This is a genomic window from Nocardia sp. NPDC058114, assembly GCF_042884695.1.
Lineage (GTDB): Bacteria > Actinomycetota > Actinomycetes > Mycobacteriales > Mycobacteriaceae > Nocardia.
This window is the reverse complement of record NZ_JBHVTK010000012.1, coordinates 100,552-125,107: the sequence shown is the minus strand read 5'-3', so window position 1 is coordinate 125,107 and position 24,556 is coordinate 100,552. Positions and strand designations below refer to the sequence as shown.

At 68.3% G+C, this 24,556-nt stretch carries 21 protein-coding genes and 1 tRNA gene; 10 read left to right on the top strand and 12 right to left on the bottom strand.

Annotation, left to right across the window (positions count from 1 at the left end):
- Position 1: 1 nt before the first annotated feature.
- Positions 2–4,942, bottom strand: coding sequence for a DEAD/DEAH box helicase (locus ACFVVI_RS31480; protein WP_387448049.1), 4,941 nt, complete (start codon positions 4,940–4,942; stop codon positions 2–4).
- Between the two features lie 43 nt (positions 4,943–4,985).
- Between ACFVVI_RS31480 and ACFVVI_RS31475 the strand changes: the two genes are divergently transcribed.
- Positions 4,986–5,627, top strand: coding sequence for a histidine phosphatase family protein (locus ACFVVI_RS31475; RefSeq protein ID WP_378995496.1), 642 nt, complete (start codon positions 4,986–4,988; stop codon positions 5,625–5,627).
- 43 nt (positions 5,628–5,670) lie between these two features.
- Here the strand turns inward: ACFVVI_RS31475 and ACFVVI_RS31470 are convergent.
- Together ACFVVI_RS31470 and ACFVVI_RS31465 are read right to left on the bottom strand one after the other, a co-directional pair.
- Positions 5,671–5,744 (bottom strand) — tRNA-Met (locus tag ACFVVI_RS31470).
- 53 nt (positions 5,745–5,797) lie between these two features.
- On the bottom strand, positions 5,798–7,315 hold the full coding sequence (locus ACFVVI_RS31465) for an aldehyde dehydrogenase family protein (RefSeq protein ID WP_387448047.1): 1,518 nt from the start codon (positions 7,313–7,315) through the stop codon (positions 5,798–5,800).
- Positions 7,316–7,433: 118 nt separating this feature from the next.
- On the opposite strand from ACFVVI_RS31465, the gene ACFVVI_RS31460 reads away from it, so the two are divergent.
- Both ACFVVI_RS31460 and lat read left to right on the top strand, forming a co-directional pair.
- Positions 7,434–7,886, top strand: a complete 453-nt coding sequence (locus ACFVVI_RS31460) for an Lrp/AsnC family transcriptional regulator (protein ID WP_056818059.1) — start codon at positions 7,434–7,436, stop codon at positions 7,884–7,886.
- 66 nt (positions 7,887–7,952) lie between these two features.
- A complete protein-coding gene (gene lat, locus ACFVVI_RS31455) occupies positions 7,953–9,293 on the top strand; it encodes an L-lysine 6-transaminase (RefSeq protein ID WP_387448045.1) in 1,341 nt (446 codons plus the stop codon).
- A 67-nt stretch (positions 9,294–9,360) separates the two neighbouring features.
- On the opposite strand, the gene ACFVVI_RS31450 is transcribed toward lat, so the two are convergent.
- From ACFVVI_RS31450 to ACFVVI_RS31435, 4 genes are all read right to left on the bottom strand, one after another.
- Complete coding sequence (locus ACFVVI_RS31450) at positions 9,361–9,723, bottom strand: hypothetical protein (protein WP_387448043.1); 363 nt, start codon at positions 9,721–9,723, stop codon at positions 9,361–9,363.
- Positions 9,724–9,832: 109 nt separating this feature from the next.
- A complete protein-coding gene (locus tag ACFVVI_RS31445) occupies positions 9,833–10,804 on the bottom strand; it encodes a patatin family protein (RefSeq protein WP_378995403.1) in 972 nt (323 codons plus the stop codon).
- 190 nt (positions 10,805–10,994) lie between these two features.
- Positions 10,995–12,794: an acetyl/propionyl/methylcrotonyl-CoA carboxylase subunit alpha gene (locus ACFVVI_RS31440; protein WP_387448041.1), complete on the bottom strand. Its 1,800-nt coding sequence runs from the start codon at positions 12,792–12,794 to the stop codon at positions 10,995–10,997.
- Between the two features lie 188 nt (positions 12,795–12,982).
- Positions 12,983–13,873 carry a sulfurtransferase gene (locus ACFVVI_RS31435; protein ID WP_379314442.1) on the bottom strand — a complete coding sequence of 297 codons (891 nt, stop codon included), beginning with the start codon at positions 13,871–13,873 and terminating at the stop codon, positions 12,983–12,985.
- 148 nt (positions 13,874–14,021) lie between these two features.
- Here ACFVVI_RS31435 and ACFVVI_RS31430 point away from each other — a divergent pair, with 148 nt between their 5' ends.
- Positions 14,022–14,786 carry a helix-turn-helix transcriptional regulator gene (locus ACFVVI_RS31430; RefSeq protein ID WP_378995408.1) on the top strand — a complete coding sequence of 255 codons (765 nt, stop codon included), beginning with the start codon at positions 14,022–14,024 and terminating at the stop codon, positions 14,784–14,786.
- Here ACFVVI_RS31430 and ACFVVI_RS31425 read toward each other — a convergent pair.
- The 3 genes from ACFVVI_RS31425 to ACFVVI_RS31415 all read right to left on the bottom strand — a co-directional run bounded on the left by ACFVVI_RS31425 (position 14,712) and on the right by ACFVVI_RS31415 (position 17,490).
- Positions 14,712–15,347, bottom strand: coding sequence for a Maf family protein (locus ACFVVI_RS31425; RefSeq protein ID WP_379314441.1), 636 nt, complete (start codon positions 15,345–15,347; stop codon positions 14,712–14,714). The two genes, ACFVVI_RS31430 and ACFVVI_RS31425, sit on opposite strands and share 75 nt — an antisense overlap.
- Positions 15,348–15,390: 43 nt before the next feature.
- Positions 15,391–15,720 (bottom strand): acyl-CoA carboxylase epsilon subunit, encoded by a 330-nt coding sequence (locus ACFVVI_RS31420; protein ID WP_378995411.1) that lies wholly within the window; start codon positions 15,718–15,720, stop codon positions 15,391–15,393.
- A 129-nt stretch (positions 15,721–15,849) separates the two neighbouring features.
- Positions 15,850–17,490 (bottom strand): acyl-CoA carboxylase subunit beta, encoded by a 1,641-nt coding sequence (locus ACFVVI_RS31415; RefSeq protein ID WP_378995413.1) that lies wholly within the window; start codon positions 17,488–17,490, stop codon positions 15,850–15,852.
- A gap of 123 nt (positions 17,491–17,613) precedes the next feature.
- Between ACFVVI_RS31415 and ACFVVI_RS31410 the strand changes: the two genes are divergently transcribed.
- A complete protein-coding gene (locus tag ACFVVI_RS31410; RefSeq protein WP_387448039.1) occupies positions 17,614–18,402 on the top strand; it encodes a biotin--[acetyl-CoA-carboxylase] ligase in 789 nt (262 codons plus the stop codon).
- Positions 18,403–18,438: 36 nt separating this feature from the next.
- Here ACFVVI_RS31410 and ACFVVI_RS31405 read toward each other — a convergent pair whose 3' ends face one another.
- Positions 18,439–19,407 carry an acyl-ACP desaturase gene (locus ACFVVI_RS31405; RefSeq protein WP_378995419.1) on the bottom strand — a complete coding sequence of 323 codons (969 nt, stop codon included), beginning with the start codon at positions 19,405–19,407 and terminating at the stop codon, positions 18,439–18,441.
- A gap of 148 nt (positions 19,408–19,555) precedes the next feature.
- Here ACFVVI_RS31405 and ACFVVI_RS31400 point away from each other — a divergent pair, with 148 nt between their 5' ends.
- From ACFVVI_RS31400 to ACFVVI_RS31390, 3 genes are read left to right on the top strand one after another with little or no spacing between them, the layout of a single operon-like run.
- On the top strand, positions 19,556–20,089 hold the full coding sequence (locus ACFVVI_RS31400; protein ID WP_378635591.1) for a PH domain-containing protein: 534 nt from the start codon (positions 19,556–19,558) through the stop codon (positions 20,087–20,089).
- Between the two features lie 41 nt (positions 20,090–20,130).
- On the top strand, positions 20,131–20,829 hold the full coding sequence (locus ACFVVI_RS31395) for a response regulator transcription factor (protein WP_056818039.1): 699 nt from the start codon (positions 20,131–20,133) through the stop codon (positions 20,827–20,829).
- Positions 20,830–20,836: 7 nt separating this feature from the next.
- Positions 20,837–22,144 carry a sensor histidine kinase gene (locus ACFVVI_RS31390; RefSeq protein WP_378995421.1) on the top strand — a complete coding sequence of 436 codons (1,308 nt, stop codon included), beginning with the start codon at positions 20,837–20,839 and terminating at the stop codon, positions 22,142–22,144.
- Between the two features lies 1 nt (position 22,145).
- Here ACFVVI_RS31390 and ACFVVI_RS31385 read toward each other — a convergent pair whose 3' ends face one another.
- Positions 22,146–22,688 (bottom strand): GtrA family protein, encoded by a 543-nt coding sequence (locus tag ACFVVI_RS31385; protein ID WP_378995423.1) that lies wholly within the window; start codon positions 22,686–22,688, stop codon positions 22,146–22,148.
- A gap of 39 nt (positions 22,689–22,727) precedes the next feature.
- Here ACFVVI_RS31385 and ACFVVI_RS31380 point away from each other — a divergent pair, with 39 nt between their 5' ends.
- Together ACFVVI_RS31380 and purE are read left to right on the top strand one after the other, a co-directional pair.
- The gene (locus tag ACFVVI_RS31380; protein WP_387448035.1) at positions 22,728–23,951 is read left to right on the top strand and encodes a 5-(carboxyamino)imidazole ribonucleotide synthase; all 1,224 of its coding nucleotides are present in this window, start codon (positions 22,728–22,730) and stop codon (positions 23,949–23,951) included.
- Positions 23,952–23,994: 43 nt separating this feature from the next.
- A complete protein-coding gene (purE, locus tag ACFVVI_RS31375; protein WP_378635602.1) occupies positions 23,995–24,501 on the top strand; it encodes a 5-(carboxyamino)imidazole ribonucleotide mutase in 507 nt (168 codons plus the stop codon).
- The last annotated feature ends 55 nt before the right edge of the window (positions 24,502–24,556 follow it).

Here is a 24,556-nt window from a genome sequence, read left to right as displayed (position 1 = left end):
GCTACACCTGCCTGCGCAGCCGCAGACCGCTCGGGGTCATCGAGAAACCGGCTTCGATCAGGACTTCGGCGAAGAGGTTGCCGTGCACAGTGTCTCCGTTGATCTTGTCGATCACCAAGCTGTCGACCCGGCGATCGCGCACCAGCCCGGCCAGCGCGAACGCTGCCGCCCGGCGCAGGCCGACGTCCTCGGTGAAACTGAGCAGAGTTTTGCCGCCGCGCTCGGAGTAGAGCACCAGTTCGCCACCGACCAGAACCACCAACGCGCCCGCTTTGCGACCGGGCCGATGACCGCCCTCGGCGTCGCCCTTCGGCCACGGTAGCGCGGCGCCGTAGGGGTTGGCGGGGTCGCATGCCGCGAGGGCGAGCGCGACGCCCGCTCTGGTGGTGTCACGGTCGGTGTCGAACGAGCGCAGACGGTCGACGGTGTCGGTGGTGGAGAACTGGGCGCCGCCGAGCGTGTCGACGAAATAGCCGCGCCTGCACCGGCCGCGATCCTCGAACTCGGTGAGCACCCGGTACATCAGCTGGAAACCGCCGGATATCCCTTCGTTCTGCACCGAACCGCGAGTGAGCACGCCGTAGCGTTCGATCAGTTGATCGGCGGTGGCATGGGCGCGAACGGTGTTGTCCTGCACGCGTTCGGGCAGGATCGACCAGCGTCCCGCCAGTGTGGGCGGACCGGACCGGGTCGGCATCGCCGGTCGCGGCAGATACGCGCGGCCCCGGGGCGAGCGGCGCGGGGTGCGGTGCGCGGTGGTGGCGCGGGCGGTGCCGGACAGCAGGGCGCGCACCGGGGCGAAGGTGTCACCGGAGACATAGCCCGCCCAAACCAGCTGCCACAGAGCCTCCCCGGCGGCTTTGTCGTCGAGCAGGCCCGCGGAGTCGGCGAGTTGGCGAAAGAAATAGGCGCCGCCGCCGCGCAAGGTGGATGGCAGTTGCTGGACACGGTTCGCGGCGACGGGATCGGGTGCGTCGAGATCGACCGCCGGCCACGGTTCCAGATTCGCGCCGAGTGCGGCCAGGAGACCGAGCTGGAGGTCGGTGGGGTCGATCTCGTCGGCGGGAGGCAGGGTGAAGGGTGCCTGGTCGGCCAGGTGCAGGGCGACCCACCCGTCGCGGGCGGTGATCGCGCCGTGGCCCGACCACACCACCTCGCCGGTCGCCATCAGCTCGTCCAGCATGGCGGGTGAGTAGTCGCGCACTCGGGTGGGCAGAATCAGCGATTCCCAGGCCGAGGCCGGGATCGGTACGCCCGCAAGCTGTTCCACCACTGTCGCCACGCCGTCGACACCGCGTAGCTCGCCGGATCCGACGTGTTGCCAGGACGGCAGGAACCGAGCGAACGCGGCGGTGGACACCGGCTCGACCTCGTGCCGCGCGGCAGCCAGTGAACGGCGGCGCAATCGGCGAAGGACCTGGGCGTCACACCACTCGCCACCAGCAGTGTCCGGCGTGAATTCACCTTCCACCACGCGTTTCTCGGCGAGCAATCGGTGCAGCGCCGTCACGGCGACGGCCGTTCCGAGGCCGAAGCGGTCGGCGACCGCGGTGGTGGTGAACGGTGCGTGGGTGCGCGCGTAGCGCCCGACGAGGTCGCCGAGCGGATCGGGGACCGGTTCGATGAACGCCGCGGGTACTCCGATCGGCAAGGGCACTCCGAGCGCGTCCCGCAGCCGAGCGGCATCCTCCACCGCCACCCACCAGGTACGACCTGCGAACGAAACTTCCAGCGCCCGCCGCGAATCCCGCAGTTCCGCGAACCACGCCGGTGCATCGGAATCGGCGAGCAGGTTGCCGCGGGCAGAATCGAGTCCCTCATCCGGCGTGCTGTGTGCGGGTTCGTCGGGTGAGTGGGTGCCGGTGTCCATCGCTTCGGCGTGGCGCGCGGCGGACGCGGTGCCGGGGCGGGGAACGCAGCGTGCTGCGGCTTCGGTGGGCGTGAGGGGACCGAGGAGACGGAGCAGGTCGGCCAGACCTTCAGCGTCGCGGGCCAGGCGCTCGGGGGCGAGGCGTTGGAGTTCTTGCTCGGTCAGGGTGATGACGGCGGGGTCGAGGAGTTCGCGCAGCTCGACGCGGCCGAGGAGTTCGGCGAGCAGGCTGGAGTCCAAAGCCAGCGCGGCTGCCCGGCGTTCGGCCAGTGGGCTGTCGCCGTCGTAGAGGAATTGCCCGATGTAGGAGAACAGCAGGGCGCCGGCGAAGGGCGACGGGCTCGCGGTCTCGACCTCGATCAGGCGGATCTCGCGGCGGGCCACCTTGGTGAGCAGGTCGCGCAGGGCGGGCAGGTCGTATACGTCGCGCAGACATTCGCGGACGGTCTCCAGCAGGATCGGGAACTGCGGGAATTTGCGTGCCACGTCCAGCAATTGGGCCGAGCGCTGCCGCTGCTGCCACAGCGGTGCGCGCTTGCCGGGGTCGCGGCGCGGCAGGAGCAGCGCTCTGGCGGCGCATTCGCGGAAGCGGGATGCGAAAAGGGCGGAGCCGCCCACCTGTTCGGTGACGATGTCGTCGATCTCGTCGGGTTCGAAGGCGAACAGTTCGGCGCCGGGCGGTTGGTCGGTCGTATCGGGCAGGCGCACCACGATGCCGTCGTCGGAGGCGGTCGGGGCGGCATCGATACCGAACTGTTCCTGCAGACGCGCCCCCACCGCCAGCGCCCACGGTGCGTGCACCGGGGTGCCGAAGGGCGAGTGCAGCACCAGGCGCCAGTCGCCGAGTTCGTCGCGGAACCGTTCCACGACCAGGGTCCGATCGGTCGGCAATTGGCCGGTGGCACTGCGCTGTTCCTCGAGCAGGCCGACCAGGTTGGCTGTCGCGTTCTGATCGAGTCCGGCGGTGCGCACCAACTGCGCGAGCCGTACCGCGGGCTTGCTCCGCTCGGCGGGTGTCTTCGTCCTCCTCGCGGTGGCGGTCTGCCCGTCGGCGGCTCCGGTGGGGCCGTCGACGCCGGTCGTCGCAGTACGCCCCGCCTTCTTCGAGCCCCGGGTTGTCGTGGTGGGTTCGGTCAGCGGGCCGGGAACTCCCGGCATGGCGTCGGCCGAGGTGAGCACCGCACCGGAGCCCATGTCGGCCACGATCCGGGACAACTCGTCGGCTGGTACCTGACCGGCCGTGCGAACGAATTCACCCAGCGCGGCGCCCAATTCGGCGGGACGGCCCAATCCGTCACCGTGCCAGAACGGCAACCGGCCGGGCAGTCCGAACGCCGGTGACACCAGGACCCGATCGAAGGTGATCTCCTCGATCCGCCAACTGGTCGCACCGAGCGCGAACACATCGCCCACGCGCGACTCGTAGACCATCTCCTCGTCGAGTTCACCCACCCGCGAAGCCTTTTCGCCCACCATGAACACCGCGAACATCCCACGGTCGGGGATCGCGCCACCGGAGGTCACCGCCAGGCGCTGGGCGCCGGGACGGCCGGTGATGGTGCCCGCGTCGCGGTCCCACACCACGCGCGGACGTAGTTCGGCGAACTCGTCGGACGGATAGCGTCCGGCCAGCAGGTCGAGCACCGATTCGTAGGCCGAGCGGGGCAGGTTCGCGTAGCTGCCGGTGGAACGGACGAGATCGAACCAGGCGTCGACATCGATGGGTTCGAGCGCGCAGGCCGCCACCGTCTGCTGGGCGAGGATATCGAGCGGGTGCGCGGGGATCTGGAGCTTCTCGATCTCACCGGTGAGCATGCGCTGGGCGGCGACGGTGCAGTGGATCACGTCGGTGCGGTGTTTGGGGAACAGCACGCCCCGCGAGATCTCACCCACCTGGTGCCCGGCCCGCCCGACCCGTTGCAGCCCACTGGCCACCGAGGGCGGCGCCTCCACCTGGACCACCAGGTCCACCGCGCCCATATCGATGCCGAGCTCGAGGCTGCTGGTGGCCACCACGCAGCGCAGCCGACCGGTCTTGAGGTCGTCCTCGATGATGGCGCGCTGTTCCTTGCTGACCGACCCGTGATGGGCGCGCGCCAACAGGTGCTCGGCCCCGTGGATCACCTCGGTGGACGGCCCGAGCTGGGCGGGTGGCTTGTGCTCGGTCTCCACCGGCTCGCCGAGGCGGGCGGCATAGGTCTCGTTGAGCCGCGCCGTGAGCCGTTCGGCGAGCCGCCGGGAGTTGGCGAACACGATCGAGGACCGATGCTCGAGCACCAGGTCGACGATGGCCTCGTCGACATGCGGCCAGATCGAACCCGGCTGATCGGAGTCGCCGCCCGGATCGGTCATATCGGCCACCGGCACCCGCACCGACAGGTCGAAGGTCTTCGGTGCGGGCGGCCGCACAATGGTGATCGGCGCGTTGCCGACCAGGAATCGCCCGACCTCCTCGGGCGGGCGCACCGTCGCCGACAACCCGATTCGTTGCGCGGGCTTGTCGGTGAGTTGATCCAGCCGGGCCAGCGACAAGGCCAGGTGCGCACCACGCTTCGACCCGGCGATGGCGTGCACTTCGTCGACGATCACCGTGTTGACCTCGGCCAGCGTCTCGCGCGCGGCCGAGGTCAACAGCAAGAACAACGACTCGGGGGTCGTGATCAGAATGTCCGGTGGGGTGCGCAACATCGCCCGGCGCTGGGCGGGCGGGGTGTCACCGGAGCGCACCCCCACCGAGATATCCGGTGGGTCGAGCCCCAGCCGTTTCGCCGTCTGCGTGACTCCTACCAGGGGTGCCCGTAGATTGCGTTCCACATCCACAGCCAGCGCCTTCAACGGCGACACGTAGAGCACCGACGTGCCCCGGGACGCTCCCGGCTCGGGTGGGTCCCGGTGAGCCAGCTGATCGATGGCCCACAGGAACGCGGACAGAGTCTTGCCCGATCCCGTCGGCGCGATCACCAGTGTGTTCTCGCCCGCAGCGATCGCATCCCACGCGCCGAGCTGGGCCGACGTCGCGCCGGGGAAGGCGCCGTCGAACCACTGTGCCGTCGCGGGGGAGAACCGATCCATAGCACCAAGTGTGCACCGACCCACCGACAACTTCGTCGCCGTCATGCACCCCGACCAGCGCGAACACGCCGATGACCGGGGAGGGGCCCAGCCCGGGTTGTGGCGTGGATCGCATTCGTCGCTACCCTCGACTCTCGTGCAAACGGTGCTGAGAGTCGACCTTGTCGGCCATGGCCTTACCGAGGCGGTACGTAAGGCGCGATTTCCTGTCGATGAACCCCTTGACGAGTCGGGGCGGGCCGCGGTGCGTGCCTGCGTGCCGCTCGATGAAGCGTTGGTGCGGACAGGGCCGGAGCGGCGGGTTCGCGAGACGGCGGAGGAATTGGGCCTGGTCGGCGAACAGGACGTGCGATTACGGGACCTCGATGCCGGGTCGTGGCGGGGCAGTGAGATGGGCAAACTCGCTCAGGACCAGTTGTTCGCCTGGCTCACCGACCCCGAATTCCGCGGGCACGGTGGGGAATCCATCACCGATCTGGTCGAGCGGGTGCGCTTCTGGCTGGCCGAGATCGCCTCGTCGGGTCGTAACACCGTGGCGGTGACGCACCCCGCCGTGGTGCGCGCCGCGCTGCTCGTGGTGCTCGACGCACCGGCGAAGTCGTTCTGGCGCATGGATGTTCCGCCCGCGAGCGTCACCCGGCTGCACTACCGGGGGAACTGGACCCTGCGACTCGGCAACGGATAACGAAGAAGGCCCCGGAGTCGAAACTCCGGGGCCTTCTTCGTAGTAGCGGGAACAGGATTTGAACCTGCGACCTCTGGGTTATGAGCCCAGCGAGCTACCGAGCTGCTCCATCCCGCGTTGCAAATACCACTTTACACGGGGTGGGGTGGAAGGCGAAATCGCTGGCCTGATCAGCCGAAATGGATGCCTTGCGCGAGCGGGAGTTCGGTGGAGTAGTTGACGGTGTTGGTGGCCCGGCGCATGTAGGCCTTCCAGGAGTCGGAGCCCGACTCCCGGCCGCCGCCGGTGTTCTTCTCCCCGCCGAACGCGCCGCCGATCTCCGCGCCCGATGTCCCGATGTTGACATTGGCGATGCCGCAGTCGGAACCGGCGAGAAACTGTTCGGCCTCGCGCTGGTCGAGAGTGAAGATCGACGAGGAAAGTCCCTGGGTCACACCGTTGTTCAAGGCGATGGCTTCGTCGAGTTCGTCGTAGGTCAGCACGTACAGAATCGGCGCGAAGGTTTCCTCGCGCACGAGTTCGGTCTGCGCGGGCATGCGGACGAGGGCGGGCCGCACGTAGTAGGCGTCGGGTCCGAGCGTCTCGACGCGCTCACCGCCGCAGATGATGTCGCCGCCCTCGGCCACCGACCCGACCAGCGCCTTCTGCATCCCGGCGAAGGCGCGCTCGTTGATCAGCGGCCCGACCAGGATGCCGTCGTCGAGTGGATTGCCCACGGGCAGTTGGCCGTACGCCGCGGCGAGCCGTTCGACCAGCTGGTCGGCGATCGAACGATGCGCGATCAACCGTCGCAGACTCGTACACCGCTGGCCTGCTGTCCCCGCCGCGGAGAAGACGATGCCACGCACCGCCAGTTCCAGATCGGCACTCGGCGCGACGATCGCGGCGTTGTTTCCACCCAGCTCGAGCAGGCATCGACCGAAACGCCCGGCCACCCGCGGGGCGACGGTGGCGCCCATCCGCACCGAGCCCGTCGCGCTCACCAGGGCGACCCGGCCATCGTCGACCAACGCCGAGCCGACGGTCGCGTCCCCTTGGATCAGCTGGTGCACTTCGGGATCCGCGCCCACATCCACCGCCGCGCGACGCAGCAGCGTGTGGCAGGCCAGCGCCGTCAACGGTGTGGTCTCCGACGGCTTCCAGACCACCGTGTCGCCGCACACCAGGGCGATCGCGGTATTCCAAGCCCACACCGCGACAGGGAAATTGAACGCCGAGATCACCCCGACTACGCCGAGTGGATGCCATGTCTCCATGAGGCGATGGCCGGGACGTTCGGAAGGCATGGTGGCGCCGTAGAGTTGGCGCGAGAGCCCGATCGCGAACTCGCAGACGTCGATCATCTCCTGCACTTCGCCCAGCGCCTCGGGGCCGATCTTGCCCGCCTCCAGGGTCACCAGCTCCGCCAGCTCGTCCTGATGGGTCACCAGCAACTGGGCCAGCCTGCGCACCAGGCCCGCTCGCACCGGCGCGGGGACCGTGCGCCAGGCCTCGAACGCGGTTGCGGCGCGGCCGATCGCGGCGTCCACGTCGGCGGGGGCGTCGACGGCCAGCGGCAACAGGACACCGCCGGAGATCGGCGTGCGCGCCAGCAGCGGGCCGGGCTCCGGCACCGCGGCGCCGAGGCCGTGCAGGAGCGCCCTGGCTCGCAGCGAGAGCTGCTCGGAGAAGTTCACGGTCTGGGTCATCGGTACTCTGCTCACCTTCTGCTGTTTGGTACGACTCACGGAAAAGTTCGGGAGAATTCGGTGGGGAACGGAAAGAAGTTTTCCCCGCGCGAGCCCCACGCTGCGTTAGCCTTCGCTGATGGCGGATACACCGGCTCGACCCCAGCTCGATGACATCGATCGACTATTGATCAAAGAACTGATGGCAGACGGCCGCGCCACATTGTCGAATCTGGCGGAGAAGGCCAGTCTCTCGGTCTCCGCGGTGCAATCGCGGGTGCGCAGGCTCGAAGCGCGCGGCGTGATCCGCGGATACGCGGCGCAGGTGGACCCCGAAGCGCTCGGGCACTTGTTGTCGGCGTTCGTCGCGATCACTCCTCTCGACCCGTCCCAGCCCGATGACGCGCCCGCCTTGCTGCAGCACATCCCCGGCATCGAGGGGTGCCACTCGGTAGCGGGCGAGGAGAGCTACGTCCTGCTGGTTCGGGTGGCCTCGCCTCGGCATCTGGAACATCTGCTGCAGGAGATCAGGGCCACGGCAAATGTGCACACCCGCAGCACCATCATCCTGCAGACATTCTATGACAGGTAGTGATCTTCCGTAATTTGATTCGTGATTCCGTAGAACTTCCGTAAATATTTGCGTATCGTCGGTTTCATGACCATCGAACTGGAGCGCCCTGGCGCGGCGGTCATCCCCGCCGACCGGGTCCACGAAATCCTGTCCTCGCACATCCTCGCGGACGGTTTCGAGCTTGTGCTCGACCTACACGAATCGCGCGGTCGCACGCTCGTCGACGAACGTGACGGCACCAGCTATCTCGACATGTTCGGCTTCTTCGCCTCCAACGCGCTGGGAATGAATCATCCCGCGCTGGCCGGCGACGAGAGCTTTCTCGCCGAGCTGGCCAACGCCGCACTGAACAAGCCGAGCAACTCCGATATCTATACCGTCGAGATGGCCCGCTTCGTCGACACCTTCGCCCGCGTGCTCGGTGATCCGCGCCTGCCGCACCTGTTCTTCGTCGACGGTGGTGCGCTCGCGGTGGAGAACGCGCTGAAAGTCGCTTTCGACTGGAAGAGCAGGCACAACGAATCGCACGGTCGCGCACCGGAACTCGGTACCAAGGTGCTGCACCTGACCGGCGCCTTCCACGGGCGCAGCGGTTATACGTTGTCGCTCACCAACACCGACCCGGTCAAGACCGCGCGATTCCCGAAATTCGATTGGCCGCGCATCGACACACCGCACACTTTCGCGGGCCCCGACATCGCCGCCCTCGAAACGCGGGCGCTGGCCCAGGCCGAACAGGCCTTCGCCGACAACCCGCACGACATCGCCTGCTTCATCGCCGAACCGATCCAGGGCGAAGGCGGTGACCGTCATCTGCGGCCGGAATTCCTCGCCGCCATGCAGCGGCTGTGCCACGCCAACGACGCGCTGTTCATCCTCGACGAGGTGCAGACCGGCGTCGGCCTGACCGGAACCACCTGGGCCTTCCAGCAATTGGATGTCGCGCCCGATGTGGTGGCCTTCGGCAAGAAGACCCAGATCTGCGGAATCATGGCGGGCGGCCGGGTCGACGAGGTGGTCGACAATGTCTTCCGGGTGAGCTCACGGCTCAACTCCACCTGGGGCGGCAACCTCACCGACATGGTGCGCACCCGGCGCATTCTCGAAGTGCTGGAACGGGATCGGCTGATCGAGGGCGTGGCACCGCTCGGCGCGTTCCTGCTCGACCGGCTCGGCAAGCTGGCCGCCGCGCACCCGGACGTGGTCAGCGAGGCGCGTGGGCGTGGGCTGATGTGCGCGGTGACGCTGGCGACGCCGCAGCTGCGTGACCGGGTGGTGACGGAACTGCGCGAACGTGAGCATGTGCTGCTGCTCGGCACGGGGGAGCGCGGCATCCGCTTCCGTCCGCCGCTGACGGTCACCGAGGACGAGCTGCGTCAGGCCGTCGACGCGCTGGACGCGGTACTCACGCGAGAACACGGGTAACTCGTCGGGCACCGGCTGACTTGACCGACATCTCACCGCCAGCCGCGTAACCGAGCCTCCCCGCGCCTCAATCCGGCCGAGATACGCGGGGAGGCGGAACAGTCAGTCCGAGTGCGCCCGCGACGAAACGGTGGACCGAGGCCAGACCGGCGGCCAGTGCCTCGTCCTCGCCGGGACGAGCCCAGCCGGTGACCGCCGCGGTGGCGTCGGGGCCGGGCGTCACGCCGATCTCAGCGACCATCTCGGCCGTCGTCGGAACGCAGACCGCCCAGGAGAAGTGCGACTCGTCCGCCCACTGCGCCGACCGGGCGGCCACGTAGCCGGGATCGGTGATGCCGCCGTCGGCCAGCGCGGGTCGGTCGTCGATGCGCTCGTCGGCGCGCAGCGCGCGCAGATACCAGGACCCTGCGTTGATCTCGATCGGTTCCACGCGAGCAGCCTAGTGTTCGACCGCTGGGCCACGGCCGCCGACCGCTGCCGAAGCCGCACGCGGGCGGCGGCTCCGGACACGGGCCCAGGTGTCGTCGGCCGAGCCGGAATCAGGCTGTGCGGAGGGTGCCGCCACCGAGCAGGGAGTGAACCGCGGTGCGGCCGATGTCGAGCGCGCGGGTGAGCAGGTCGGTGTCGCGGGCCGCGCTGTCGATGGCGGGGGAACCGGCGGGTGGGTGGACTTGGAGGACATGATCGCCGAGGCCGTCGAGGTAGCTGTCCTCCATCGCCTGCTGACCCGGCCGCTTGCTCCACGCCCGGAACGCACCGGGCGCGATGGCACGCATGTAGCCGCCGCCGACCACCCGGTGCAGCAGGGGCGCGGGCGGGCGGACTTCATCGGTCCGGCGGGTGCGCAGGACCAGGGCGTGGGTGGTGCCCGCGGCCACGGCGGTGCGGATCGGGACGGTTTCGGTGAGGCCGCCGTCGAAGTAGCTGCCACCCGCGAGGGCGACCGGTGGTCCAGCCAGCAGCGGAAGGCCCGCAGAGGCCCGCAGCGCCGTCATGAGGCTCTGTTTGTCGGTGATGTAGGGCCCGAGGTCCACCGACTGCCCGGTGCGGATATCGGTCGCGATGGGGTGGAAGGTGGTGGGGTTGGCCAGAATCGCGGGGAAGTCCATCGGTTCGATGCCGTCGTACACGCGATGCACGAGATAGTGCAGATCGAACACGGGGCGACCGCGGAAGATGCGTACCGGATCGACCACACGGCGCATGATCGCCGGATCGGTCCACGACCGCATCCCCGTCGCCGCGCGCCCGCACAGCAACCAGGCGCCGTTGATCGCCCCGGCCGACGTGCCGTACACGGCGTCGAACACCTTCGCCAGGCCCAGCTCCTCGAGCGCCTGCACCATGCCGCTGGAATACACACCGCGGCTGCCACCGCCCTCGATCACCAGCGCGAGACGATTGCCGTCAGTACGGCTACCGGTTTCCCGGCGAGCCTGGATGACCTCGGCCACCGTTGCCGAACCCGGCGTCGAGAGCGGGTCCAGATCGGTGTGCGCAGTACTGGTCACCCGACCCACGATACGACAGAAGCAGGCCACCCAGCCGGGCGAGACGCATGATCTTCCGCGCCCGTTCACCGATCCGTCTCCGCGGTGCCGGACACGAATCCGTCAGCGCGGTTCCTCGCGGCCGCTCGGCGAACGACAACGGGCGCCGGTCCGTGGAGACCGACGCCCGTTGTGGACAGCTAGCTGTTGTCTACTTGATCTCCGCCAGGACCGTGCCCTGGGTGATCGCCGCACCCGCAGCGACGGCGAGCCCGGTGACGACACCGGCCTTGTGCGCGTTGACCGGGTTCTCCATCTTCATGGCCTCGAGCACCGCGATCAGGTCACCCGCCTCGACGGTCTGGCCCTCTTCGACCGCGACCTTCACGACGGTGCCCTGCATCGGCGCGGTGACCGCGTCACCCGACGCGGCACCGGCACCGGCGCCGCCACGCTTGCGCGCCTTCGGCTTCTTGCGCACCACACCGTTGCCCGCCGAACCGGCCGCACCGCCACCGAGGGTGAACTGACCGGGCAGCGACACCTCGACGCGACGTCCGCCGACCTCGACGACAACCTTCTGCCGGGGCAGATCGTCGTCGTCATCGTCGGACACGCCACCGGCGGTGTACGGCTCGACGGTGTTCTTCCACTCGTTCTCGATCCACTTGGTGTAGATGTCGAACTTCTCGCCGTCGCCGATGAAGGCCGGATCCTCGATGACCGCGCGGTGGAACGGGATCACCGTCGCCAGACCCTCGACCTCGAACTCGGCCAGCGCGCGGCGGGCACGCTGCAGCGCCTGCTCACGGTTCTCGCCGGTGACGATCAGCTTGGCCAGCATCGAGTCGAACTGACCGCCGATGACGCTGCCCTGGACCACACCGGAGTCGACGCGCACACCGGGGCCGGTGGGCTCGCGGTAGACGTTCACCGGGCCGGGAGCGGGCAGGAAGCCGCGACCGGCGTCCTCACCGTTGATCCGGAACTCGAACGAGTGGCCACGCGGGGTGGGGTCTTCCTTGATCGACAGTTCCTCGCCGTTGGCGATCGCGAACTGCTGACGCACCAGGTCGATGCCCGCGGTCTCCTCGGTGACCGGGTGCTCCACCTGCAGGCGGGTGTTCACCTCGAGGAACGACACGGTCTCGCCCTGCACCAGGTACTCCACGGTGCCCGCACCGTAGTAGCCCGCCTCGCGGCAGATGCGCTTGGCCGACTCGTGGATCGCGGCGCGCACCTTGTCGGACAGGAACGGCGCGGGCGCCTCCTCGACGAGCTTCTGGAACCGGCGCTGCAGCGAGCAGTCGCGGGTACCGGCGACGACCACGTTGCCGTGCTGGTCGGCGATGACCTGGGCTTCGACGTGGCGGGCCTTGTCGAGGTACTGCTCGACGAAGCATTCGCCGCGACCGAAGGCGGCGATGGCCTCACGGGTCGCCGACTCGAACAGCTCGGGGATCTCCTCGATGGTGTGGGCGACCTTCATGCCGCGGCCACCGCCACCGAACGCGGCCTTGATGGCCACCGGGACGCCGTATTCCTTGGCGAACGCGACGACCTCGTCGGCGTTCTTGACCGGGTCCTTGGTGCCCGCGGCCATCGGCGCCTTCGCCTTCTCGGCGATGTGGCGCGCGGTGACCTTGTCACCGAGGTCGCGGATGGACTGCGGCGACGGGCCGATCCAGATCAGCCCGGCGTCGATGACGGCCTGGGCGAAGTCGGCGTTCTCGGAGAGGAAACCGTAACCGGGGTGGATCGCGTCGGCGCCGGACTTGGCCGCCGCGTCGAGGATCTTGTCGAACACGAGGTACGACTCGGCAGAGGTCTGACCGCCGAGGGCGAACGCCTCGTCGGCGAGCTTCACGAAGGGAGCGTCGGCATCGGGCTCGGCGTACACCGCGACGCTGGTGATTCCCGCGTCCTTGGCAGCCCGGATCACGCGAACCGCGATCTCGCCGCGGTTAGCTACGAGTACCTTCGTGATCCGTGCGCTGGCATGGCTGGGCACTGAGCCTCCTGTGTGCAATCTTTGGTCGCGTCGGGGAACGGGTCGCCGGTTAGGCCCCGTGCCCGGTATCGACAACTTTCGTCTCGGGCGAGTGTAGGCAGTGTGCCAACCCTGCTCGAACTCGGCTAGCCCTACTGTCGAGTAGGTCGCAGGTCACACTACGCGGCGTCCAGTGATGTGAACATGTTTCAAATGATCCGATTCGCGACACCTGGTTCGGTGCCCGTGACGATCGGTACCCGCACCGAGTTGCCCCATTCGATCCACGATCCGTCGTAATTGCGCACCGACCTGCGGCCGAGCAGGAAGGTCAGGACGAACCAGGTGTGGCTGGACCGCTCGCCCACCCCGCTGTAGACAACCAGGTCGTCGGCGGGAAGCGTGCCGTAGACCTCGTCCAGGTCGGCGCGGGAGCGGAAGCGGCCGTCGATCGTGGCGGCCTCGGTCCACGGGATGTTCACCGCCGTCGGCACGTGCCCGCCGCGCAGGGCGGCGTACTCCTGGTTGCGCGGTTTGTCCTCGAGCTCGCCGGAGTACTCCTGCGCCGAGCGCACATCGACGAGGGGTTCGCCGAGTCTGGCGAGTACGTCCTCGCGGAACGCGCGGGCGGTCGTGTCGTCGCGCGTGACCTCGGGGTAGTCGCTGGGCGTGGGGTAGGGCTGGTCGAATGTGGTGTCGCGTTCCTCGGAGATCCAGGCGTCGCGGCCGCCGTCGAGCAGGCGCACGTCCTCGTGGCCGAACAGGGTGAAGATCCAGGCGGTGTGCGCGGCCTGGGCGTTGCCGCGGTCGCCGTAGATCACGATCGTGTCGTCGCGCTCGATGCCCTTGGCGCGCATCAGCTCGGTGAAGCGCTTGCCGTCGACATAATCGCGGGTCACCGGGTCGCTCAGGTCGCCGCGCCAGTCGATCTTGACCGCGCCTGGGACATGGCCGATGTCATAGAGCAGGATGTCATCGTTGGACTCGATGATTCGTAAACCACGCACGCCGATGTTTGCGGACAGCCATTCTGTGGTTACCAATCGATGCGGGACTGCGTAGGAACCGAAGGCGGGGTGCGGATCCGGGGCGACGGGCACGGTGTGGTCCTTCACGCGAGTTGGGTGGGTGCGACCACTGTGTGGTCGCAGCCGATGGTAAGTGTGTGGTGGCACATCACGAATCGACACAATGGGCGAATAAAGCGCACGGATGTCCGATAAAGTCTCTGGAGAGGAGGGGTGAGCTATGTCCGATTCTTGGCCGCGACGGCGACTGCTCGCGATCCTACGTGGCGCCACCGAGCCCCTCGATGCCCAGGAACTGGCCCGCATCACCGGACAGCACGTCACCACCGTCCGATTCCACCTCGACGTCCTCACCCGCGAATCGCTGGTTCGCCAGTTCCAGCAACCGCCACGCGGCCGCGGCCGCCCGCGCATCGGCTATCGCGCGGTGCAGCGCTCGGTGGGATATCAGGAGCTCGCGCAGGTACTGGCAGACCATCTCGGCCCCGATCCGATCGCCCGTTCCGCCGCCGCCGTGGCCGCTGGTCGCGCCTGGGGTGCCCGGATGGACATCGGCACCCAGCCGGTGGAAACCCTCGCCGACGCCAGGGACATCACCATGTCGCTGATGTCGGAGCTCGGGTTCGCACCCGAGAAGGAACCCGCCGGTGAGACCTCCGAGCACGTCCAGATCAACCTGACGGCCTGCCCGCTGCGGGAACTGGCCCGCTCACACGCCGAAGTGGTGTGCGGCGTGCACATGGGGCTCATGCGGGAGGTTCTCGAACGCAACGGCGCCCGCGGCCGGGTGGACGTGCAGCTGCACCCCTTCGTCGAGCCCGAGCTGTGTACGGCCCGGCTCGATCTGACGATGACCGCGCCCGACCGCACCCCGGCCGTGGAGCCGGGGGATGAGCACGTGATCGCGCCGTCAGTCCCGCGGATCCCGCCACAGTTGCGTGACACCGACACCGACGTCTTCGAGCAGCCGGCGCAACAGCGGTAGTCCGATCCCGATGACGCTGGACGGATCGCCTTCGATCCGGTCGACGAACCAGCCGCCCAGCCCGTCCAGGGTGAACGCCCCCGCGACCTTCAGCGGCTCGCCCGACGCGATATAGGTATCGAGCTCATCCGGCGTCGGCTTCGCGAAATGCACCGTGGTACTGCTGCATTCGGCCGACTCGGCGACGATTTCGCCGTCGTGCAGCCGCAGCACGCAGTGCCCGGTGATCAGATCCGCGCTGCGGCCCGCCATCGTGGCCCAGCGCTCGCGCGCCACCTCCGGGGTGTGCGGTTTGCCTTGGAGCTGCCCGTCGACGAGCAGCATCGAATCGCAGCCGACGACGACACAGTCGGCACCGAATTCGGGAATCGACGCGGCGACGTCGGCCGCCTTGGCACGAGCCAGGGCGACGACGACATCGTGCGAGGAGGTACCGGCGGGCAGAGCCGCCGACACCGCGTCCTCGTCTACGCCCGAGACCCGCACCACGGGATCGATGCCCGCGGTGCGCAGGATCCCGAGCCGGGCAGGCGACGCCGACGCCAGCACCAGCCTGGTCACCGCAGCAGCGGCTCCGGTGACCGCCGCACCAGCTTCGGTCACCTCAGCGCAGGTGCGACAGCATCGGGTACACGTACGGCGAGAACGGGTTCGTGCCCCGATGCATCATCGTCGATGTGCCCCATGCGTCGGCCGGTCCGTTCGATCCGCCGACGGGTGCGTCGGCCGTCGCCGCGCTCAGGACGGCGACCAGAGCCGCGATGTCCTGATCGGTGGGCGAGCCCTTGAGAATGCGGAACAGTGGTTCGCCCGCGGCGTCGACGGTGGCCTGCGCCACCGTGCCCGCCGGCAGGTCGACCTCTTCGACGAGTGGTTCGACGACGAGCTCGAGCTCGGCGACTGTCAGCACGTCTTCTTCTGCCACAGTTGTCACAGTGCCAGATCCTTCCTGCACTTACTTCGCTTCACAGCGCGGTTGACGCGATCATTCCCGGTGTAGCCGCGCCGATCAATAGTTGTCTTCCACAACAAGTGTGCGCGGCCTATCCGGGATATCGCGTTTTCAGAGCGGAATGTTGCCGTGTTTCTTCGGCGGCATGGTCACCATTTTGCGCTCGAGGAGCCGCAGCGCCGACACGATCTGGCCACGGGTGTGTGAGGGCGGGATGACCGCGTCCACGTAGCCGCGCTCGGCGGCGACGTACGGGTTCACGAGAGTGTCCTCGTACTCGTTCTGCAGCTCGAGGCGCAGCGCATCGACGTCGTCGCCGTTCTTGGCGGCTTCGAGCAGCTGCTTGCGGTAGACGAATCCGACAGCGCCGGAGGCGCCCATCACGGCGATCTGGGCGGTGGGCCATGCCAGGTTCACATCGGCGCCCATGTGCTTGGAACCCATGACGTCGTAGGCGCCGCCGTAGGCCTTGCGAGTGATGATCGTGATCTTGCCCACAGTGGCCTCGCCATAGGCGTAGAGCAGCTTCGCACCGCGGCGGATGATGCCGTTGTATTCCTGGCCGGTGCCTGGCAGGAAGCCGGGCACGTCCACCAGGGTGATGATCGGGATGTTGAAGGCGTCGCAGGTGCGCACGAAGCGCGCGGCCTTCTCCGAGGCGTCGATGTCGAGGCAGCCGGCGAACTGGGTCGGCTGGTTGGCGACGATGCCGACGCTGCGCCCGTCCACCCGGCCGAAGCCGCAGATGATGTTCATCGCGCGCTCGGCCTGGACCTCGAGGAACTCGTCGTCGTCGAGCAGCCGGCGGATGACCTCGTGCATGTCGTAGGGCTGGTTCGGCGAGTCCGGGATGATCGTGTCGAGCTCGATGTCCTCGTCGGTGAGGGCATCCTCGATCGCACCGTTGATCGGGTCGGTCGGAGCGTGGCGCGGGGCCTCTGCGCGGTTGTTGCTCGGCAGGTAGCTCAGCAGGTCCTTGACGTAGTCGAGGGCATCCTGCTCACCGGAGGCCACGTAGTGGGCCACGCCGGACTTCACCATGTGGGTGTGCGCGCCACCCAGGTCCTCCATCGAGACCTCTTCACCGGTGACGGTCTTGATCACGTCGGGCCCGGTGACGAACATCTGCGAGGTCTGATCGACCATCACCACGAAGTCGGTGAGCGCGGGGGAGTACACGTGACCACCGGCGGCGGCGCCCATGATCAGCGAGATCTGCGGGATCACGCCGGAGGCCTGCACGTTGCGGTGGAAGATCTCGCCGTAGAGCCCGAGGGAGACGACACCCTCCTGGATACGCGCGCCCGCGCCCTCGTTGATGCCGACCAGCGGACGGCCGGTCTTGATCGCCAGGTCCATCACCTTGACGATCTTCTCGCCGTAGACCTCGCCGAGCGAGCCACCGAACACGGTGACGTCCTGCGAGAAGATACACACGTCGCGGCCGTCGATGGTGCCGTAGCCGGTGACGACGCCGTCACCGAGCGGGCGGTTGTGCTCCAGGCCGAAATTCACGCTGCGGTGCTTGGCGAGGGCATCGAGTTCGACGAAGGAGCCTTCGTCGACCAGGGCGAGGATGCGCTCACGCGCGGTCATCTTGCCCTTGGCGTGCACCTTGTCGACCGCGGTCTCACCCATCGGGTGTTGCGCTTCTTCCAGCCGATTCCGCAGATCAGCCAGCTTCCCGGCGGTGGTGTGGATATCGGGGGCGCCCGCCGATTCCGATGCGGGCTGCTGCTGGACACTCGTCATGGGTTGCGAGTGTAACGAGTGACACCTCCGCGCACCACGGCAGTCTCGCTTACCGGCCAGTAGAGAAACCCCAGCTAGCTACGGTCATGACCGTTCACAGAGAACTCCAGTAACCTGCCGGGAATGAACAGGGCACCCATCGACGTACAGGGTCTGCGCAGCTCGCCGGGCCTGTCGTTCTACGACCGGATCGATGTAGTCGAATCGACCGGATCGACCAACGCCGACCTGGTTGCTCGCGCCGCCGACCCGTCCGCCGATCGTCAGGCTCTGCTCGCCGAGGAGCAGGTGAGCGGTCGCGGCAGACATGCCCGCGCGTGGGTGAGTCCGCCCCGCGCGCAGATCTCGCTGTCGATCCTGGTGCGCCTGCCCGGCATCGACCCCGCCGCGCTCGGCTGGTTGCCGTTGCTCACCGGCATCGCGGTGGTCGACGCGCTGCGCGGCACCGCCGGTGTCGCACCGGAATTGAAGTGGCCCAACGATGTTCTGCTCGACGGCCGCAAACTCGCGGGCATCCTGGCCGAGGTCGCCGCGACCGGCATCGCGCCCGCGGTGGTGGTCGGCATCGGAATGAACGTCGACCTCGCCGAATCGGAACTGCCTGTCGCCCATGCGACTTCGCTGAGCTTGGCCGGTGCGACCGACGTCGACCGCACCGCGCTGGTCGCGGCGATCCTGGCGGAGTTCTCGCGCCGCTTCACCGCGTGGGAGCGGTCGGGCTGGAACACCGTCGATCTGGTGGCCGAATACCGTGAGCGATGCGCCACCATCGGCATGGAAGTGCGTGCCGAACTGCCCGGCGGGACGGTGCTCACCGGGGTGGCGAGCGATGTCGACGACACCGGGCGGCTGCTCATCGGTGAGCGGGCGGTATCGGCCGGCGACGTTTCCCACCTGCGCGGACAGTACTGACGACGGGCCCGGAGCCGGGCCCGTCGCCGAGACGGATCAGTGTGCGGCCGCACCCGCGGTCGCGCGCTCGGCCACCTCGCGCTCGCGCGCCAGCAGCCGGTCGCGCTGCTCCTCGAACCGCAACACATCCTTCTCCAGCTTGTCGATGAACAGCGCGAGTTCATCGCGCGCTGTCTCACCGCGCGCACCGAAGTCGTTGCGGTCGAAGACGTTCCACTGCTTGAGCACCGGCCGCACCACCTCGTCGAGGTGCTGGCGCAGGTCGTAGATCCCGTGCTTGGCCATCAGCACGCCGTTGCGCCGCCAGTTGGGCATGCCCGCGCCCGGCATCTGGAAATTGGTGAGCACCTTGGTGATCGCGGGCATCGCCTGGTCGGGGGCCAGGTCGAGCGCCGCCGCGCACAGGTTGCGGTAGAAGATCATGTGCAGGTTCTCGTCGGTGGCGACGCGGGCCAGCATCTTGTCGGCGATCGGGTCGTCGCAGACCCGACCGGTATTGCGGTGGCTCACCCGGGTGGCCAGCTCCTGGAACGTCACATACGCGACGTTGACCAGGAATCCACCCCAGTTCGCCGGTGCGTGCGCGCCCTGGGTCATGTGGACCATCCGCGCTTCCTCCAGCGCCACCGGGTCGACGCCGCGGGTGACGACGAGGTAGTCGCGGATCACGATGCCGTGGCGGTTCTCCTCGGCGGTCCAGCGGCCCACCCAGGTGCCCCACGCGCCGTCGAGGGAGAAGTTCTCGGCGATCTCACGGTGGTAGGACGGCAGGTTGTCCTCGGTGAGCAGATTGGTGATCATCGCCGCCTTGGCGACATCGGTGAGCCTGGATTGTGATGGCTCCCAATCGCTTCCGCCCATCGCGGCGAAATTGCGGCCTTCCTCCCACGGCACGTAATCGTGCGGATTCCAGTCCTTGGCGATGGAAAGGTGCCGGTTGAGGTTCTGTTCGGCCACTGGTTCGAGGGCCGTGAGGATTTCGAGCTGAGTCAGATCTTCGGTCACGCGTGCCTCCACTGTCGGTATCGAGCAAGCAGATAAGGGCAAAACCTGGCATCTAGCGTGTAATCCACAGTATCGCCTCGGCCGTGGCATCGAGAAATGCGGTGCGACTGTCGCAGAACCCGACGTCCCAGCGCGGTACTGTTCGGTCATGGGTTACCCGGAGGATGTCCTCGCGCCCGACGAGCAGTTGATCCTGCACCGCCACCCACACTGGAAGATGTTGGTGTGGCCCATCGTCACTCTCATCGTCGTGACCGCGATCGCCGGATTCCTCGGCGGCCTGGCCTGGCGCAACACCACCGGTCACGTGCGCACGGTGTTGCTGATCCTGATCGGGCTGGCCTGGCTCGGGCTGGTCGCGTGGCGGGTCGTCGCGCGCGTGATCGCCTGGAAGTCGACGCATTTCATCGTCACCGGTCGGCGGGTGCTGGTGCGCCAGGGCGTGCTCACCCATACCGGCATCGATATCCCGCTCAGTCGGATCTCCAGTGTGCAGTTCCGCCACGGTCTGCTGGACCGGGCGCTCGGCACCGGCACCCTGATCATCGGCTCCTCCTCGGAGGAGCCGCTCGAGTACGACGACGTGCCCCAGGTTCAGCAGGTCCATTCGCTGCTCTACCACCAGGTCTTCGAGGCGGGACGGTCCGCCAACGAGCAGCACTGGGGCGGCGGCTACCGGTGAGCTGCCCGTCCTCGCTGATCAGAAACATTTAACCTGTGCAGATGACCGCTGTTCTGCTGGCCGAAGACGACGAGGCGATCGCCGCACCCCTGTCGCGTGCACTGGGGCGTGAGGGCTACACCGTCACCGTCGAACGCTTCGGCCCGGCGGTGTTGCGCCGCGCCCTCGAGGGCAACCACGACCTGCTGATCCTCGATCTGGGCCTGCCCGGCATGGACGGGCTGGAGGTGTGTCGGCAGGTGCGTGCGAGCGGGGCCGATCTGGCCGTGCTGATGCTCACCGCCCGCACCGACGAGGTCGACTTCGTCGTCGGCCTCGACGCGGGCGCCGACGACTACGTGGGCAAACCGTTCCGGCTGGCCGAACTCCTCGCCCGCGTGCGAGCCCTGTTGCGGCGCAGCGGAATCGGGGACGACGCGGTGGAGGTAGGCGCGATCCGGCTCGAACCCGCGGCGCGGCGGGTGCTGGTCAACGGGGCCGAGGTGAACCTGGCCAACAAGGAGTACGAGCTGCTCAAGGTCCTCATCGACCGGGCGGGCCAGGTGGTGGCGCGCGAGACCATCCTGCGCGAGGTCTGGGGCGACGCCGACCTGCGCGGCTCCAAGACGCTCGACATGCACATGTCCTGGTTGCGTCGCAAGATCGGCGACGAGGGCCCGATGGCGGAGCGTCGCATCGTCACCGTGCGCGGTGTGGGGTTCCGGCTCAATACCGACGGCCCCACCTCGCACCGAGGCTGACGCCGCAGTGCGCCGTCGCATCCTGCGCTCGATCCTGACCGTGCTGACCATCACCACGGTGGTGCTCGGCGTGCCGCTGATCTACACCGCGTGGCTGTGGGTCGAAGACATCACCCGCAACGATCTGCAGAGTCGCCTCGACCGGATCTCGACCGAGGTGATCGCCCAGGAACGGGTCGACGGGACCGTCCACGACGGTCTCGACGTGCGCGCCATGAGCGCGCTGGTCCCCGAGGGCGGCAAGCTCACCATCGTCTATCCGGCCCCGCACGACAATGCCGCGCGCACCGATATCGGCGTCGCGGAGGTCGCGGATCCGCTGGTCGAATCGCTGTCGATGGGCACGTCCGGTTCGCTGCGGCTCGAGGTGCCCGCCGGGCCGATGCATTCCCGGCAGGAGCAGGCGGTCGCCGCGGTGGCGCTGGCCGTGCTCGCCTCGCTGGGTGCGGCGTTCTCGGTCGCGGTGGTGACCGCGCGCCGCGTCGCCGACCCGCTGCGCGACGTGGCCGCCAGGGCGGCCCGGCTGGCGATGGGTGACTTCCGGCCCGATCCGCGCCGCCACGGCATCGCCGAACTGGACCGGGTCTCCGATGTGCTCGATTCGGCGACCGTCGAGATCGCCGGCCGCCTGCAACGCGAGCACGCGCTGGTGGCCGACGTTTCCCACCAGCTACGCAGCCGCCTGACCGCTGTTCGCCTGCGCCTGGACGAGTTGTCCACCCACGCCGACCCCGAGGTGGTGCACGAGGCCGAGGAAGCGATGGCGCAGGTCGACCGGCTCACCGACGCCATCGACGACCTGGTCCGCGCCTCCCGCGACGAAGACGCCACCGACCGCGATCCGGTGCCGGTGATGGCGGAACTGCGCGGTGTGGTCACCGAGTGGACCCACCCGTTCCACGAGACCGGGCGCGAACTGCTGCTGCTCGGCGACGAGTCCCTCCAGGCCCCGATCACCGGTTCGCGGCTGCGCGAGGCGGTCGCGGTGCTGGTCGACAATGCCCTGATGCACGGCGGCGGCACCTGCACGATCTCGGTGCGCACGGTCCCGACGATGAGCTCTCGCGACCCGCTGATCTGCGTGGAGGTGTCCGACGAGGGCGAGGGTGTGCGCGACGAACTGGCGCCCCACATCTTCGATCGTGGGTTCTCCGCGGGCGGGTCGACCGGTGTCGGTCTCGCGCTGGCCCGCGCGCTGGTCGAGGCCGACGGCGGCCGGCTCGAGCTGCAGCGGCGCCGTCCGGCCCTGTTCGCGGTGTTCCTGGGTTCCAAGCTCAACCGCCCGCAGAACGCGACCCTGACCGAGCCGCGCTGACTCAGGCTCGGCCGAGGTGCTCTTCTTCGACCAGTTCCTCGAACTCGGCCACGATCTCGTCGATCTCGTCGGGGAACACCCAGCGCCGCATCGCCCAGAAACGGAACGCCATCTGCAGCAGGTTGCCGATGATGAACGCGCTGAAGAAATCGGCCACGTTCGCGACGACGAAGCTCACATGGGGTTCGCGCAGATCGAGCCCGTAGATCGAGATCCACAGCGGGATATTGGCCAGGACCACCCCGATCCCGCTCACCGCGAAGAACAGCAGCGCCTCGTGATGCTTCTCCCTGCCGCCCCGATTCTTGAACGACCATTCTCGGTTGAGGATGTAGGAAGCGATCACCGCCACCACGCCCGAGATGATCTTGGCGGTGAGCGGCTTGTCGGCGAGAATCGTCCATTTCAGGAGGTAGTACAGGCCGCTGTCGATCACGAACGTCGTGGCGCCGACGAGGGCGAATTTGATCAGCTCTTTATGCCTGATCGCGATTTCTCGCAGGCGCGGGGGAAGGACGCTGACCACGTCGTCGACGATTGACACGAGTTCTGAGTGTACCGGTCGCAAACATTCGCATTCGACATGACAACATTGCACGACGTGAGTGCACGTTCATTCGATCCGTCAGCCATGCCCACCGTCACGATGGTCGGTGGGGGTCAGCTCGCGCGTATGACGCACCAGGCCGCGGTAGCCCTGGGCCAGCGTCTACGGGTGCTCGCCGAGCGGCCGGACGACCCCGCCGCCCAGGTCACCCCCGACGTCGTGCTCGGCAGCCACGACGACCTGTCCGCGCTGCGAAAGGCAGCGCGCGGTTCGCACGCGCTCACCTTCGATCACGAGCACGTGCCGACCGAGCACCTCGACGTGCTGGTCGCCGAGGGCGTGAACGTGGCGCCGCCCCCGCAGGCGCTGATCTTCGCCCAGGACAAGCTGGCCATGCGCACGAAGCTGTCCGCGCTGGGTCTGCCGGTTCCGGCGTTCGTCGAGGTCGCCGCGCCCGCGGACGCGGTGGCCTTCGGTGACGAGCACGGCTGGCCGTTCGTGCTGAAGGCCGTGCGCGGCGGGTACGACGGTCGTGGCGTGTGGATGCCCGCCGACGCGGCCGAGGCCACCCGGTTGGTCACCGACCAGCTCGCGCACGGTGTGCAGTTGCTGGCCGAGTCGAAGGTCTCGTTGAAGCGGGAGCTGTCGGCGATGGTCGCGCGGTCGCCGTTCGGGCAGGCCGCGACCTGGCCGGTCGTGGAGACCGTGCAGCGCAACGGTCAGTGCGCCGTGGTGATCGCCCCCGCCCAGGATCTGGACGAGGACCTCGCCGCGCGCGCCGAGACCATGGCGCTGGAGCTCGCCGCGGGTCTGGGTGTGGTGGGCGTCATGGCCGTCGAACTGTTCGAGACCCACGACGGCGAGCTCCTGGTGAACGAGCTCGCGATGCGCCCGCACAACTCGGGCCACTGGGGCATGGACGGTGCCTGCACCGGCCAGTTCGAGCAGCACCTGCGCGCGGTCCTGGACTACCCGCTCGGTGATACGACGCCGCTCGCCCCGGTGACGGTGATGGCGAACATCCTCGGTGCGGCCGAGGCTCCCGAGATGTCGATGGACGAGCGCCTGCACCACCTGTTCGCCCGCCTGCCCGAGGCCAAAGTGCACCTCTACGGCAAGGGCGAACGGCCCGACCGCAAGATCGGTCACCTCAACGTCCTCGGTGACGACGCCGTCGAGGTCCGGGAAAAGGCCGAGCGGGCGGCGCACTGGATGTCGCACGCCGTCTGGACCGACGGCTGGGACCCGCACGGCGCGTGACACCACTTCTGCCACCACAGTTTTCGACCCCTAAGGAACCCACGTGAGCACCAACGGACCCCAGGTCGGCCTGATCATGGGCAGCGACTCCGACTGGCCCACCATGGAAGCCGCCGCCGAGGCCCTCGCCGAATTCGGCATCCGCTTCGAAGTAGGCGTCGTCTCCGCCCACCGCACCCCCCAGCGCATGCTCGACTACGCCCGTGAGGCCGCGGGCCGCGGCCTGAAGGTGATCATCGCGGGCGCGGGCGGCGCCGCCCATCTCCCCGGCATGGTCGCCTCGGCCACCCCCCTGCCCGTCATCGGTGTCCCCGTCCCCCTCAAATACCTCGACGGCATGGACTCCCTGCTCTCCATCGTGCAAATGCCCGCAGGCGTCCCGGTAGCCACCGTCTCTATCGGCGGCGCCCGCAACGCAGGCCTGCTCGCCGCCCGCATCCTCGGCACCTCCGACGACTCCCTGCGCACCCGCATGGAACAGTTCCAGGCCGGCCTCGAGAAAATGGTCCTCGACAAAGACGAAGCCCTGCGCACCAAGCTCCTGGGCTGACGAGGTTCGTCGACGTCGGGTGAGGCGCTTGCGGAGCAGTGACTACGGTTGACGT

Coding starts and splice junctions, on each gene's coding strand:
- ACFVVI_RS31480 (WP_387448049.1), bottom strand. CDS start 4,942: ATGGATCGGTTCTCCCCCGCGACGGCACAGTGGTTCGACGGCGCCTTC.
- ACFVVI_RS31475 (WP_378995496.1), top strand. CDS start 4,986: ATGCACCCCGACCAGCGCGAACACGCCGATGACCGGGGAGGGGCCCAG.
- ACFVVI_RS31465 (WP_387448047.1), bottom strand. CDS start 7,315: ATGACCCAGACCGTGAACTTCTCCGAGCAGCTCTCGCTGCGAGCCAGG.
- ACFVVI_RS31460 (WP_056818059.1), top strand. CDS start 7,434: ATGGCGGATACACCGGCTCGACCCCAGCTCGATGACATCGATCGACTA.
- lat (WP_387448045.1), top strand. CDS start 7,953: ATGACCATCGAACTGGAGCGCCCTGGCGCGGCGGTCATCCCCGCCGAC.
- ACFVVI_RS31430 (WP_378995408.1), top strand. CDS start 14,022: ATGTCCGATTCTTGGCCGCGACGGCGACTGCTCGCGATCCTACGTGGC.
- ACFVVI_RS31415 (WP_378995413.1), bottom strand. CDS start 17,490: ATGACGAGTGTCCAGCAGCAGCCCGCATCGGAATCGGCGGGCGCCCCC.
- ACFVVI_RS31410 (WP_387448039.1), top strand. CDS start 17,614: ATGAACAGGGCACCCATCGACGTACAGGGTCTGCGCAGCTCGCCGGGC.
- ACFVVI_RS31400 (WP_378635591.1), top strand. CDS start 19,556: ATGGGTTACCCGGAGGATGTCCTCGCGCCCGACGAGCAGTTGATCCTG.
- ACFVVI_RS31395 (WP_056818039.1), top strand. CDS start 20,131: ATGACCGCTGTTCTGCTGGCCGAAGACGACGAGGCGATCGCCGCACCC.
- ACFVVI_RS31380 (WP_387448035.1), top strand. CDS start 22,728: ATGACAACATTGCACGACGTGAGTGCACGTTCATTCGATCCGTCAGCC.